12 protein-coding genes are annotated in these 13,129 nt (G+C 35.4%); 10 read left to right on the top strand and 2 right to left on the bottom strand.

Features of this window, described 5'->3' with window-relative positions; translation table 11 throughout:
- Positions 1–240: 240 nt before the first annotated feature.
- From walR to DN393_RS20365, 9 genes are all read left to right on the top strand, one after another.
- Positions 241–948, top strand: a complete 708-nt coding sequence (gene walR / locus DN393_RS20405) for a cell wall metabolism DNA-binding response regulator WalR (RefSeq protein WP_000971866.1) — start codon at positions 241–243, stop codon at positions 946–948.
- A 3-nt stretch (positions 949–951) separates the two neighbouring features.
- Positions 952–2,793 (top strand): cell wall metabolism sensor histidine kinase WalK, encoded by a 1,842-nt coding sequence (walK, locus tag DN393_RS20400; RefSeq protein ID WP_064475998.1) that lies wholly within the window; start codon positions 952–954, stop codon positions 2,791–2,793.
- Positions 2,790–4,106, top strand: a complete 1,317-nt coding sequence (locus DN393_RS20395; RefSeq protein ID WP_064475999.1) for a YycH family regulatory protein — start codon at positions 2,790–2,792, stop codon at positions 4,104–4,106. The genes walK and DN393_RS20395 overlap by 4 nt, the downstream gene beginning before the upstream one ends.
- Entirely contained in the window at positions 4,087–4,929 is an 843-nt protein-coding gene (locus tag DN393_RS20390) for a two-component system regulatory protein YycI (RefSeq protein WP_098103042.1), read from the top strand. Before DN393_RS20395 ends, DN393_RS20390 begins: the two co-directional genes overlap by 20 nt.
- A complete protein-coding gene (locus DN393_RS20385) occupies positions 4,913–5,707 on the top strand; it encodes an MBL fold metallo-hydrolase (protein ID WP_000522836.1) in 795 nt (264 codons plus the stop codon). The genes DN393_RS20390 and DN393_RS20385 overlap by 17 nt, the downstream gene beginning before the upstream one ends.
- 63 nt (positions 5,708–5,770) lie before the next feature.
- The gene (locus DN393_RS20380; protein WP_098103043.1) at positions 5,771–6,946 is read left to right on the top strand and encodes a S1C family serine protease; all 1,176 of its coding nucleotides are present in this window, start codon (positions 5,771–5,773) and stop codon (positions 6,944–6,946) included.
- Between the two features lie 53 nt (positions 6,947–6,999).
- Positions 7,000–7,185: a CxxH/CxxC protein gene (locus tag DN393_RS20375; protein WP_001052827.1), complete on the top strand. Its 186-nt coding sequence runs from the start codon at positions 7,000–7,002 to the stop codon at positions 7,183–7,185.
- A gap of 59 nt (positions 7,186–7,244) precedes the next feature.
- Positions 7,245–7,724 carry a 23S rRNA (pseudouridine(1915)-N(3))-methyltransferase RlmH gene (gene rlmH, locus DN393_RS20370; RefSeq protein WP_001027003.1) on the top strand — a complete coding sequence of 160 codons (480 nt, stop codon included), beginning with the start codon at positions 7,245–7,247 and terminating at the stop codon, positions 7,722–7,724.
- Between the two features lie 182 nt (positions 7,725–7,906).
- Positions 7,907–8,785 (top strand): radical SAM/SPASM domain-containing protein, encoded by an 879-nt coding sequence (locus DN393_RS20365; RefSeq protein WP_000713629.1) that lies wholly within the window; start codon positions 7,907–7,909, stop codon positions 8,783–8,785.
- A 37-nt stretch (positions 8,786–8,822) separates the two neighbouring features.
- On the opposite strand, the gene pepF is transcribed toward DN393_RS20365, so the two are convergent.
- Both pepF and guaC read right to left on the bottom strand, forming a co-directional pair.
- A complete protein-coding gene (pepF, locus tag DN393_RS20360; protein WP_088047704.1) occupies positions 8,823–10,640 on the bottom strand; it encodes an oligoendopeptidase F in 1,818 nt (605 codons plus the stop codon).
- Positions 10,641–10,777: 137 nt separating this feature from the next.
- Entirely contained in the window at positions 10,778–11,761 is a 984-nt protein-coding gene (guaC, locus tag DN393_RS20355; protein ID WP_000432444.1) for a GMP reductase, read from the bottom strand.
- 240 nt (positions 11,762–12,001) lie between these two features.
- Between guaC and DN393_RS20350 the strand changes: the two genes are divergently transcribed.
- Complete coding sequence (locus DN393_RS20350; protein ID WP_064476018.1) at positions 12,002–13,033, top strand: acyltransferase; 1,032 nt, start codon at positions 12,002–12,004, stop codon at positions 13,031–13,033.
- Positions 13,034–13,129 lie beyond the last annotated feature (96 nt).

Below are 13,129 nucleotides of genomic sequence, written 5' to 3'. Positions count from 1 at the left end.
AAGTGGATCATACATGAGTCTGTGAGAATAGAGGAGAAAGTACTTAAGCAAAAGATGCGGCCATATAGGGACATACTATGTAGACATCAATGTGTTTAGGGATATTGACCATATTTTTACCCCGCATTAACGGGCAGTAAGACCCACCCCAAAATTCAACGAAGGTAAAGAAGTTAGGTGCGAGATCAACTGCACGTAAATGCCCGATTAAAGTTTCACTTTATAAGGAGGAAATAGACGATGATGGGAAAGAAAATTTTAGTAGTTGATGATGAAAAGCCGATTGCGGATATTTTGAAGTTCAACCTAGAAAAAGAAGGTTTTGAAATTGTAATGGCGCATGATGGTGATGAAGCGATTGAAAAAGCGAATGAAGAGCAGCCAGATATGGTTTTATTAGATATTATGCTACCAGGTAAGGATGGCTTAGAGGTTTGCCGTGAAATACGTAAAAGCTCGGAAATGCCGATTATTATGCTTACAGCAAAGGACTCTGAAATTGATAAAGTATTAGGGCTTGAACTTGGAGCAGATGATTATGTAACGAAGCCATTTAGTACGAGGGAATTACTTGCTCGTGTGAAGGCGAATTTACGTCGCCATCAACAAGGTGGTGCTGCAGAAAAAGAAGAAAATACGGAAATGGTTATTGGACCAATCGTTATCAATTCAAATGCGTATAGTGTAACGAAACGTGAGGAAAATATTGAACTTACACATCGTGAATTTGAGCTACTACATTATTTAGCCAAACATTTAGGACAAGTTATGACTCGTGAGCATTTATTACAAACAGTTTGGGGTTATGACTATTTTGGAGATGTACGTACAGTGGATGTAACAGTGCGTCGTTTACGTGAAAAAATTGAAGATAATCCAAGTCATCCCACTTTAATTGTAACTAGACGTGGAGTAGGGTATTACTTGCGTGACCCAGAGCAGGAATAGTATATGAAGAAAGTTGGTTTTTTTCAATCTATTCATTTAAAATTTGTACTCATATATATGCTATTAATATTAATAGCAATGCAAGTTATTGGAGTATATTTCGTAAGGGAGTTAGAAAAGAGTCTTGTACAAGGCTTTAGAGATTCTTTAACGCAGCAAACGAACTTATTAGCATATAACTTGAAACAAGAGTTTAAAAAAAGTCATACAAAAGCAGAAACAGAATCAACAGATGAAACGATTAAAACTTCAATTCGAAAATTTGCCTCTGATCGAAAGAAAGATATCCAAGAGGTAAGTGTATTTGATTCGAATAGAAAGTTGCTTGCTATTTCAGATGAGTCAAAGCAAAACAAGGTAAATAGAACATCAACTGATATAGCTGTTCAGCGGGTATTGGTACAAAAAAAGCCAGAAATAAAAATTGAGAAGGATGGTCGTACAGGCCATCGTGTACAAGTTATGCTTACTCCTATTCTAGATGACAACGGAAAAGATGCACTTGGTGCTATTTACATTGTTGCATCTATGGAAGATGTTTATAAACAGATGAAGGATATTAATCAAATTTTTGCGACTGGAACCGTTATTGCATTACTCGTAACGGCTGTACTTGGAATTTTGTTAGCTCAAACGATTACGAGGCCAATCTCAGATATGCGAAGACAAGCGATTGAAATGGCAAAAGGAAACTATTCGAGAAAAGTAAAAGTGCATAGCCATGATGAAATTGGACAATTAGCATTATCTTTCAATAATTTATCCAAAAAATTACAACAAGCTCGTTCTTCAACGGAGAGTGAAAGACGTAAATTGTCATCCGTTCTATCACATATGACAGATGGAGTCATTGCTACTGACCGAAAAGGGGACATTATTTTATTAAATGACCCTGCGGAAAAGATGCTAAATGTTTCGCGTGAAACGGCGCTCGATCAATCTGTTTTAGAAGTATTAGGGATACAAGAAGAATTTACGCTCGATCATTTATACGAAGAGCCTGATTCTGTTTTATTAGATTTTAGTACGAGAAATGAGCCATATATTTTACGTGCTAGCTTCTCTGTTATTCAAAAAGAGACAGGGAAAGCAAATGGCTTGATTGCCGTATTATATGATGTAACTGAGCAGGAGCGTATAGAAAGGGAACGCCGCGAGTTTGTGGCAAACGTTTCTCATGAATTAAGAACGCCATTAACAACGATGCGCAGTTACTTAGAGGCACTTACGGACGGTGCGTGGCAAGATCCGAATATTGCACCGCAATTTTTAACCGTTACACAAGAAGAAACAGAAAGAATGATTAGACTTGTAAATGCGTTATTACAACTATCTAAACTTGATAGTACAGAACATCGTTTAATGAAAGAATGGGTCGACTTTACTGACTTCTTTAATAACATTATTGATCGTTTTGAAATGTCTAAAGAGCAAAACGTAAGTTTCAAACGATCTTTCTCTAAAAAATCTCGATTTATTGATATGGATACGGATAAAATTACGCAAGTATTGTATAACATTATTTCGAATGCATTAAAGTATTCACCAGAAGGTGGAACAGTAACATATCGCTTACGTGATCGCGGTGAATTATTAGAGATTAGTGTAAGTGACCAAGGAATGGGTATTCCGAAAGAGAACGTCGATAAAATCTTTGAACGTTTTTATCGCGTAGATAAAGCACGTTCAAGACAAATGGGTGGTACAGGACTTGGATTAGCAATTGCGAAGGAAATGATTGAGGCACATGGTGGCTCAATTTGGGCGAAGAGTGAGGAAGGAAAAGGGACAACTATTTATTTCACATTGCCAATGGCAGCGGATGAAGAGGACGATTGGGAATGAGCATGGAAAATGTTAAAACGATAGTTTTAATTAATTTAGTTGTAATTAGCCTATTTCTTACTTTTAACTTATGGACGTATGTGCCAGATTCCACGTCTATGCAAAACGCAAAATTTGTACAGGGGAATGAAGGAACTACTCAAACTAAAATTGCTGATGTTGTACGCCCTACTTCTATCATCGCGCATAAAGATAAAAATCATTACGGGAGTGAAAGAGAGGGAGATATAGAATCAATCTATAAAACTTTGGAAGCAGGGGAATTACATGGTTTCAAAGAGATATCGATTGCTAAAGCTGATTTCCTTTCTTATGTGCATGGTGAAGGGAAAATTGAACTTGTTTTTCCTACCAATATCCCATTTGATGCCGTTAAATCTATGTTTAATATGAAAGAAAAAAGTATAGATAAGCCTAAACATTTTAATCGAATTATTCTTGACCCTTCTAGAAGTAGGGATCAAGAAATTAAAGTTAATTTTGTTTCTGATGGTGATAACTCTAGAATATATGAAGCAAAATTAAGTGGTGTGTATTTAAAAGATATTGTAAACGCACAAAATCAATTTATAGTATCAGCGAAACCTTATTTTGATTATCAAATTAATGATACGAAAAAGATATTTTTATCAGATGGAACGACGGAATTAAGTAATATAACATATATTTCATCTAATTTAGCGGTTGATACATTTAAGAATGCTCTATTTAGTGACCCGCGTTATTTAAGCCCTATTACCGAGAAATCGAAAGAAACATTTACAGATGGTATTAGGTCTATGGAGATTGAAAATGATCATCATATGCTAAAGTATAAAAACTCTTCTGTTTCAAATGAGAAAACGCCAGATAATTTAATGCTTTTACAAAAAAGCTTTGATTTTGTAAATGGCCACAGCGGGAGTTTGGATTCATATCGTTTGGACTATATGAATAAGGGACAGACCGTATTTCGTTTACATGAAGATGGATATTCCGTATTTAATACAGATGGATTAGCTGAATTGAGACAAGTATGGGGATCAGAAGAAGTAATGGAATATGAAAGACCATTGTTGTCTTTAAATACGAAAGGTATAGAACAGAAGGTTACTCTTCCATCAGGTCACGTTGTAATAGCATCTTTAGAAAATAATGCCGCGGTAGATAAAAGATTTATTAAAGACATTGGTATTGGATACAAATTATCACTAGATGGGCAAGTAGCTCGACTACAGCCAATTTGGTATGTAAAGTTTGTTGAAGATGAAGCTGGTAAACAAAAAATATATGAGTGGAGTGAGGGAGGACTAAATGGATTGGGATCGGATTAAAACCATATTTATTGTGACCTTTTTTGTTTTGGACCTCTTTCTCATTTTTCAATTCATTCAAAAGCAAGATAGTAATCAATTGGAGCTTATTGCAGAAACAAAGATAGATCAAGAATTAAAAGCAAACAAAATTACTATGGGTAATTTCCCTAAAGAACCGAAAAAAGAGGCATTTATTAGGGCGGAAAATAAGGCATTTAAAGAAGAAGATGTACAGTCTTTAAAGAGTCAAACGGCGCATATACAAAATATGTACAAGATAGAAAGTAAGCTAAAAGAGCCCTTTTTAAATACAAAATCATTATCCAAAGATAAGTATAGTGATTTTTTAAAGAACTATGTATTGGATGGACAAAAGTATGAGTTTGGAGCGATGAAAGACTCTAAAATTTACTTCTTCCAAAAATATAAAGATAAGCCTATTTTCTATAACGATCAGGCAATGATTGTTGTGGAATTAAATGAAAAAAATGAACTGGTGTCGTACACGCAGACGATGCTAACTGATTTAAAAGAAATGGGCGAAAGTGAAAAAACGAAACAGCAAGAAATTATTACTGCCCAAACGGCTTTAGAAAATCTGTATTTAAAAAATAAAGTTCATGGGAATACACATGTAAAAGAAGCACAAATTGGTTATGCCAACCTTACCGCATCTACTTCTAATAACCAAGTACTTGCTCCAACATGGAACTTAAAAACGGAGCAGAAGCAGGACTTCTTTGTAAATGCAATTGAAGGACAAGTTATGGAATTAGGGGAAAGGGAAAATCAAGTGGTTGATGAACATACTGGAGTGAGAAAGAATGGGGTTGCATTTTAGCGTACTTGCAAGTGGAAGTACAGGAAATATGCTATATGTAGGAACAGATGAGAAGAAATTACTCGTCGATGCAGGTTTAAGTGGTAAAGCAACAGAGGCTTTATTTAAACAGGCAGAACTAAATATAAATGATGTATCGGGTATTCTTGTAACACATGAACATAGTGATCATATTAAAGGATTAGGTGTATTGGCACGTAAATATGATTTGCCTGTTTATGCAAATGAGAAAACATGGAATGCAATGGAACACTTAATAGGAAATATCCCAACTGAGCAAAAGTTCATTTTCTCAGTTGGGGATGTGAAAACATTCGGTGATATTGAGGTCGAGTCATTTGGGGTTTCTCATGATGCGGCAGAGCCGATGTTCTATGCTTTTCACAACAATAATAGAAAGTTAGCCCTTATTACAGATACGGGATACGTGAGTGACCGTATGAAAGGTGTTATTAAGGGGGCTAATGCTTTCGTGTTTGAAAGTAATCATGACGTGGAAATGCTTCGTATGGGACGTTATCCATGGAGTATTAAGCGACGTATTTTAAGTGATGTAGGGCACGTTTGTAATGAGGACGCTGCATTAGCAATGGCGGATGTAATTACAGATGAGACAAAACATATTTATTTAGCCCATTTAAGTTTAGATAATAACATGAAAGAACTAGCACGTATGTCAGTATCACAAGTACTAGAGGAAAAAGGATTTGGAGTGGGAGAAGCTTTTGAAATTCACGACACAGATCCGAAAATGCCTACAAAAATTCAATACGTATAATTCTTCATTTTAGTAAACAATAAAGGTGAATATAGTTGTTTTCAGGAAGATAGGTGAACAAATATGTCCTTTATTGATGAAGAAAATTACCGTATGAAACGTGCAAGAAAAAAGAAGCATAAAGGTATTGTTATTTCTAGTATAGCAGGAACAATTGTAGGAGCTTCGTTATTTGCATTTGGAGCTCCTTTATTTGCGAATGATGCGGGCGCGCTTCCACAAGCTGAAGCAAGTGGAAGTAATATGGCCGAAGCTCAAGGAATTAAACAGATTAGCTTCGTTGATGCTGTTGATCGTGCGTCTGAAGCTGTTGTTGGTGTTATTAATATTCAACGAGATAATTTTTCAGAGGCAGATTCAGAAGCTGGTACAGGATCGGGTGTAATTTATAAAAAGACAGATGGCCAAGCTTATATCGTAACGAATAATCATGTTGTTGCTGGAGCAAATCGTATTGAAGTAAGTTTAAGTGACGGTAAGAAGGTTCCTGGGAAAGTATTAGGAACCGATGTAGTCACAGATTTAGCTGTACTAGAAATAGATGCAAAGCATGTGAAAAAAATAATTGAGATTGGCGACTCTAATACTGTTCGTAGAGGAGAACCGGTCATTGCGATTGGAAACCCACTCGGGCTGCAATTTTCTGGAACTGTCACACAAGGCATTATTTCGGCTAAGGAACGTATTGTTCCTGTAGATTTGGATCAAGATGGACATTACGATTGGCAAGTAGAAGTATTGCAAACAGACGCAGCAATTAATCCAGGTAATAGTGGTGGTGCGCTTGTAAATGCCGCAGGCCAATTAATTGGCATTAACTCAATGAAAATTGCAGCAAAAGAAGTAGAAGGAATTGGACTAGCTATTCCAGTTACTAGAGCTGTTCCAATTATGAATGAATTAGAGAAGTATGGAAAAGTAAGGAGACCGTATGTTGGAATTGAACTTAGATCGTTAAATGAGATTCCAAACTATCATTGGTCAAAAACATTGCATTTACCAGGTAATGTAACAGAGGGAGTTTGCATTTTAGATGTGAAAAGTCCTTCGCCAGGTATAGATGCTGGTTTACGAGAACACGATGTGATTGTAGCAGTAGATGGAAAACCGGTTCGCGATATTATCGGATTCCGTACGGCCTTATATGATAAAAAAATTAATGATAAAATGACTCTTACGTTTTATCGTGGTACAAAACGAGCAACAACAACGGTTAAACTAGGCATTCAAAAGTATTAAAAACAGGAGGGCCTACCTCCTGTTTTCTATTGTAGAAAAGTGAGGTGAAGAATATGAATTTACCTTGTTGTTTAGAACATGTTGAATTGGCTTTAGATATTATTGTGGATGAGTGTGAAGTTGCACCAGTTATCAACAATGTGGATAACTCGGAAAAAGAGAAAAAAACATGTGAATTTTGTCAAAACGAGGCGACATATGTTGTATCGAACACAGATTCTCACACAATATGTGGGTAACAATTGTGGATATGTGGATAAGTTATGTGGATAACATGTTTGTAAGGTGGGGAATGAGTGTGAATATCTCGATTATTTCAATTGGGAAATTAAAAGAAAAATATTTAAAACAAGGTATAGCAGAATACTTAAAACGATTATCTGCATACGCAAAAGTAGAAGTAATTGAATTGCCAGATGAAAAGGCGCCAGAAAATTTAAGTGAAGCAGAAATGTTAATTGTAAAAGAAAAAGAAGGTATACGTATACTGGATAAAATTTCTGACGATACGCATGTCATTGCGTTAGCAATAGAAGGAAAACAAAAATCATCAGAAGAATTTGCAGTAAGCTTAGATCGTCTTGCTACATATGGAAAGAGTAAAGTTGCTTTTGTAATTGGAGGATCACTTGGACTAAGTTCAGAAGTAATGAAGCGTTCAAATGAATCTCTTTCTTTTTCAAAGATGACATTACCACACCAATTAATGCGATTAGTATTGCTTGAGCAAGTGTATAGAGCATTTCGTATTAATCGTGGGGAACCGTATCATAAATAAAATTACTTTTTGTATTTAAAAAGAGTAAAAAAGACCATTGGACAAAAACCACCGATGGTCTTTTAAACATTAATAGGTAGTACGAAGGTTTCCTAAAATAAGTATGTTTCTATTTCTAAAAAAGTGTGATGTAATATGAAGAGGAAAAAAGTATAAGTAGTCATAGAAGTGAGGAATTAAAGGTGAAGAAGTTTAAAAAGTTTTACTTGGAGATTACGAGTGTATGTAATCTTGCGTGCAGCTTTTGTCCGCCGACGGAAAGGCAGAAGCAGTTCATTTCTGTGGAGGATTTTGCGAAAAGATTAGACCAAATTAAACCTCACACAGACTACATTTATTTGCACGTGAAGGGTGAGCCATTGCTCCATCCAAAAATAGATCAATTGTTAGATTTAAGCCATGAAAAAGGGTTTAAAGTTAATATTACAACGAACGGAACGTTAATTAATAAGAGAAGGCATAGACTGTTAAATAAACCTGCGTTAAGACAAATGAATTTTTCATTGCACAGTTTTGATGGACATCCAGGTTCGCAAGATAAAGAAGGTTATGTAAGAAGTATACTTTCCTTTATTAGAGAGGCGACAAGTCAATCGGATTTAATTGTTTCACTTAGATTATGGAATTTAACTCAGGATAATAAAACGAATGCTGAAATCCAGAAAAATAGAGATTTATTATCTATCATTGAAAATGAGTTTGGTCTATCTTATCAAATCGAAGAGAAGCTTACACCAGGAAAAGGTATAAAAATTGCGGAACGTGTCTTTATTAATCAAGACTATGAATTCCAGTGGCCGGCATTACATGAAGAAGAGGATGACGGAAAAGGATTCTGTCATGGTCTTCGAAATCAAGCAGGTATTTTAGCGAACGGAACGGTTATTCCTTGTTGTTTAGATGGTGAAGGGATTATTAACCTTGGGAATATTAATAATGACTCATTTTCTAACATTATAGAAGGTGAAAGAGCAACAAACATTGTCGATGGATTTTCTAAAAGAGTTGCAGTCGAAGAGCTATGTAGGAAATGTGGATACCGTAAAAGATTTGGAAAATAAATATGAAACAAGCCCTCATAAAGCGAGGGCTTATTTTTTATTCTTGATAAGAACGTTCCAATTCATCAATTAAGGAACCGACGTAAGAAACAGCTTTACGTATTGCATCTGGTTTTGACATATCGACTCCGGCATGTTTCATTAATTCAAGTGGTTTCATCGTACCACCAGCGCGAAGTACATCTAACCAGCGATCAACGGCAGGTTGTCCTTCCTCTTTAATCATTTGAGCTACCGCAGTAGATGCAGTGAGGCCTGCGGAATAGGTGTAAGAATATAAGCCCATATAGTAATGAGGTTGACGCATCCAAGTTAAGCCAGCATCTTCGTCAATTTCTACCGAATTTCCCCAGAATGTCGAAAGTACATCTGTTTTTATTTCAGTTAAAGTTGTAGCTGTAAGTGCTTCTCCTTCTTCTGCTAGCGTATATACTCTTCTTTGATATTCTCCCTCAAGTAAGTGAGTAACAAAGTTATGATAATATGTGCCAAGTAGTTGCAGAATCACCCATCTGCGCATTCTCTTATCGTCAGTAGTCGCTAATAAATGCTGGGCTAATAGTAATTCATTCATGGTAGATGGCGCTTCAACAAAGTACATAGATGGACGTACATTCATAATACGCTGGTTTTTATTTGCTAAATAAAAATGACCAGCATGCCCAAATTCATGGGCTAATGTGAAGCATCCACGCATCGTATTTTGCCATGTAATTAAAATGTATGGATGAGAACCATATGGGCTTGAACAAAATGCTCCGGTTGATTTTCCTACGTTATCTGCAAGATCAACCCATCTTTCTTGGAATCCTTTTTGGATAATGGAACTATATTCATCGCCTAATACCTTTAAAGAATATTGGATTAATTTACCAGCCTCCTTGTATGTGATGGTTGGATTAAATTCGGGATCTAAAGGTGCATGTAAGTCGCAGAACAGCATTTGATCGAGTCCTAATACTTTCTTTTTTAAACCTGCAAAACGGCGCATATGAGGCGCTAATTCTTTATAAATAATATCAAGTTGATTGTTATACATTTCAAGTGGAACTTGTTGAGGTTCTAAAAGCATATGAGTAACAGATTCAAATTTGCGTAAACGAGAGAGGGTTACTTGTTTTTTTACTTCAGTAGCATATGTTGTTGCCATTGTATTTTTATATCGCTTTAAGGTGGAAACAAATGATGAGTATGCTTTTCTGCGTATGTCTACGCTTGGAGAGAACTCATATTTGCTTTCAAATAATGAAAATGATACAGGGAGTTCATTTCCTTTTTCGTCTTGTATGGAGGTAAAATCCATATCGGCTAATTTAGTCATACCGTAAATTTTGTATGGGGAACTATGTACTTCGCCAAGTGCAGCAAGAGCTTCTTCTGTTTCAGGAGAGAGCGTGTGCGGCCTTTTTTGTAGTATGTCTAGTAATGATTTACGGAAAGGTTCGAGTTTTGTTTCTTCAGCTAAATATTTTTCAATTGTTCCTTCGTCGAATGAGAGGATTTCATTATGGATAAAGGACAGTGCGGTATGTACTTTCGTCCATAAAGCAGCAATTTTGGAAGAGTTCGCTTGAATAATTGGATTTGTACGATCAGTGGATTCTTTTAAATTTGCATAGGAGTATAGTTTTGTTAACGCCATTAAAAGCTCTTCTTCTAAAAGTAGGCAATGTAAGAAGGTAGTGGCGCTAGTATGTAATTGTCCTTTAAACGCATCCAGTTTTTTTATATCGTTTGTTAATACACGTGATGCAGTTTCCCAATCTTTATCAGATTCGAATAAATCAGAGAGGTCCCATGTTAGTTCAGTAGGGACTTCTGCGCGAATATGGCGTTTCTCAATTACGTGTTTCATTTGTTATATCCCCCTTATTATAAGTATCTAAAAACATGATACTAGAAAATTCAGTAAAATGAAAATATTTTACATTTTTATACATGAAAAAGAAGGACAAGCATAAAAACGCTTGTCCTTCGAGTTAAATTTAAAAATTAATATACTTTATCACCGTTGAAAATAGAGTTTTTCACGACTACATAATCTACAGTACGAATTGAGTCTAATTTTGTTCCACCAGCGTAAGAGATAGAAGATTGAAGATCTTGTTCCATTTCGATTAAAGTGTCTTCTAAAGAACCTTTATGCTCAACGAACATTTTCTTACCTTCAACGTTTTTCTTCTCGCCTTTTTGGAATTCAGAAGCTGAACCGAAGTACTCTTTATAAAGTTTGCCGTCTTTTTCGATTGTTTCCCCTGGAGACTCTTCATGACCAGCAAATAGAGAACCGATCATAACCATAGTCGCTCCAAATCGAATAGATTTAGCTACGTCGCCGTGTGTACGAATACCACCGTCAGCGATAATTGGCTTACTTGCAGCTTTTGCACACCAGCGAAGTGCAGCTAGTTGCCAACCGCCAGTTCCAAAGCCTGTTTTAATTTTAGTAATACAAACTTTACCAGGTCCAATACCGACTTTTGTTGCGTCAGCACCAGCGTTTTCTAATTCTCTTACCGCTTCTGGAGTTCCAACGTTTCCAGCGATAACGAAGCTTTCTGGTAAATGCTTTTTAATATGTTGAATCATGTTGATTACAGCATTAGAATGTCCGTGTGCAATATCAATCGTGATGTATTCAGGTGTAAGTTGCTCAGCAGCTAATTGTTGTACGAATTCATACTCGTCCTCTTTTACACCAACGCTAATAGAAGCGATTAATCCACGTGATTGCATATCTCTAATGAATGAGATACGTTTCTCTGGTTGGAAACGATGCATGATATAGAAGTAATTGTTTTCAGCTAAATAAGTTGCAATTCTTTCATCAATAATCGTTTGCATATTCGCAGGTACGACAGGTAATTTAAATTTATGTTTACCTAAAGTGACAGTTGTATCACATTCAGAGCGGCTGTTTACAATACATTTTGCAGGAATTAATTGAATATCTTCATAGTCGAATACGTTTTCCATCATTTACACCCCTAAAATACGAATATTTTATTTGTTTTGTTTAAAAATGTTCGTCCAAAAGATAATTTACATTATTTTCACTCATAAGTCAAAGGTTTTCATGTTTATATTTAAAAATTAAGGTTTAACTACGTATGTTGTAAGTTCATGTAATTAAAATGTGTTTAAACATAGTATTATTTGATGTAAAATTATGTTTGGGAAATAAAAGTTAAAGAGGTAAATTTAGGAGGGGTGCTAATGAAGCGCTTAGTATATATGGATTGGTTGCGTGTATTAGCAACAATCGCAGTGGTTACAATTCACGTTTCTGCTGGTTATGTTTCTATGTTAGATGCAAATAACGTATCACGCTGGATGGCTGGTAACTTGTTTGAATCGATTTCACGTGCGAGTGTTCCGATTTTTGTAATGATTAGTGGAGCGTTATTGTTAAAGGGGACAAAAGATATTTCAGTCGGGGAATTTTTACAGAAGCGTGCAAGTAAAGTAATTATACCTTTTGTAGCTTGGAGCGCTATATTTTATGCATATGGAGCATATGCAGGATATTTCCCGGCATCTTTAAAGCAAGGAATAAAGCACTTTTTAACGGATACTATTGGGGGACATTTATGGTTCTTATACATGATTGTAGGGATATATTTAATTACCCCGCTACTGAAAATCTTTGTGAAGAATGCTAAAAAAAGAGAGATAGAATACTTTTTAATTTTATGGATATATGCATCTGTAGTAGTCAATTTAGCGAAATATTATTATCCTATCAACTTTAATATTGAATTATTTTACGTTACAAACTATGTAGGGTATTTCTTACTTGGTTATTATTTATCCAATTACGATATTTCGAAAAAATGGAGAAATATCTCTTATATTGGAGGACTTGTAGGATTTATTAGCACATTCTTTATTACATATTACTATACAGTAAAAGCAAATGGACAGTTAGACCAGTTTTGGTACGGATATTTTGCGCCAGGTGTTGTATTGATGGCGATTGGATTATTTATATTTTTCAAATATGCTTTCCAAAAATCAGAACGAGAATTACCATTGTTATTCCGTTTTATAAATCAAGCAAGCCTTGGAATCTATATTCTTCACTTCTTCTTATTAAATAACTTGTTGTACATGGTTTTCCCAAAAGTAAATGAACGTGTACATGCAATATTGGCAATACCTATTAATGTAACGATTGCAATTGTTCTTAGTCTGGTAATTACGTTAGTATTACAAAGAATACCAGTCGTGAAAAAATTGGTTCCGTAAAAATGAATATAGTATAGATAGGGCAGACTTATTATTAAGGCTGCCCTTTCCTATTTTAAAATTATACTTAGATAAATTTAGGTTGAAACGAATTGA

The organism is Bacillus sp. BPN334, from assembly GCF_008368885.1.
Lineage (GTDB): Bacteria > Bacillota > Bacilli > Bacillales > Bacillaceae_G > Bacillus_A > Bacillus_A wiedmannii.
The sequence above is the reverse complement of the archived record's forward strand: the minus strand, read 5'-3'. Positions and strand labels throughout refer to the sequence as shown.

Coding starts and splice junctions, on each gene's coding strand:
- walR (WP_000971866.1), top strand. CDS start 241: ATGATGGGAAAGAAAATTTTAGTAGTTGATGATGAAAAGCCGATTGCG.
- walK (WP_064475998.1), top strand. CDS start 952: ATGAAGAAAGTTGGTTTTTTTCAATCTATTCATTTAAAATTTGTACTC.
- DN393_RS20395 (WP_064475999.1), top strand. CDS start 2,790: ATGAGCATGGAAAATGTTAAAACGATAGTTTTAATTAATTTAGTTGTA.
- DN393_RS20390 (WP_098103042.1), top strand. CDS start 4,087: ATGGATTGGGATCGGATTAAAACCATATTTATTGTGACCTTTTTTGTT.
- DN393_RS20385 (WP_000522836.1), top strand. CDS start 4,913: ATGGGGTTGCATTTTAGCGTACTTGCAAGTGGAAGTACAGGAAATATG.
- DN393_RS20380 (WP_098103043.1), top strand. CDS start 5,771: ATGTCCTTTATTGATGAAGAAAATTACCGTATGAAACGTGCAAGAAAA.
- DN393_RS20375 (WP_001052827.1), top strand. CDS start 7,000: ATGAATTTACCTTGTTGTTTAGAACATGTTGAATTGGCTTTAGATATT.
- pepF (WP_088047704.1), bottom strand. CDS start 10,640: ATGAAACACGTAATTGAGAAACGCCATATTCGCGCAGAAGTCCCTACT.
- guaC (WP_000432444.1), bottom strand. CDS start 11,761: ATGGAAAACGTATTCGACTATGAAGATATTCAATTAATTCCTGCAAAA.
- DN393_RS20350 (WP_064476018.1), top strand. CDS start 12,002: ATGAAGCGCTTAGTATATATGGATTGGTTGCGTGTATTAGCAACAATC.